The sequence below is a fragment of the Streptomyces antioxidans genome (assembly GCF_000968685.2).
GTDB classification, from domain to species: Bacteria; Actinomycetota; Actinomycetes; order Streptomycetales; family Streptomycetaceae; genus Streptomyces; species Streptomyces antioxidans.
Window position 1 is genome coordinate 1 of record NZ_LAKD02000249.1, and the last position, 292, is coordinate 292.

Sequence of the window (292 nt, forward strand, 5' to 3'; positions counted from 1 at the left end):
GGATGGGGCCGTCGGAGTATGTGTTGTTGGTGGTGGCGCATCACATCGCGGTTGATGGTTGGTCGATGGGGGTGTTGGGTCGGGAGATTGGGGTGGCGTATGCGGCGCGGCGGGCTGGTGGTGTGCCGGGGTGGGTGCCGTTGCCGGTGCAGTATGCGGATTATGCGTTGTGGCAGCGTGAGGTGCTGGGTTCGCTTGAGGATCCGGGCAGTGTGATCAGTGGCCAGCTCGGTTACTGGCGGGAGGCGTTGGCGGGTGCGCCAGAGGAGCTTGTCCTGCCGACCGACCGGCC

1 protein-coding gene is annotated in these 292 nt (G+C 66.1%); it reads left to right on the forward strand.

Annotation, left to right across the window (positions count from 1 at the left end):
* Positions 1-292, forward strand: a 292-nt coding sequence (locus tag VT50_RS37990) for a condensation domain-containing protein (protein WP_046091221.1), incomplete at both ends; no start/stop codon positions are given.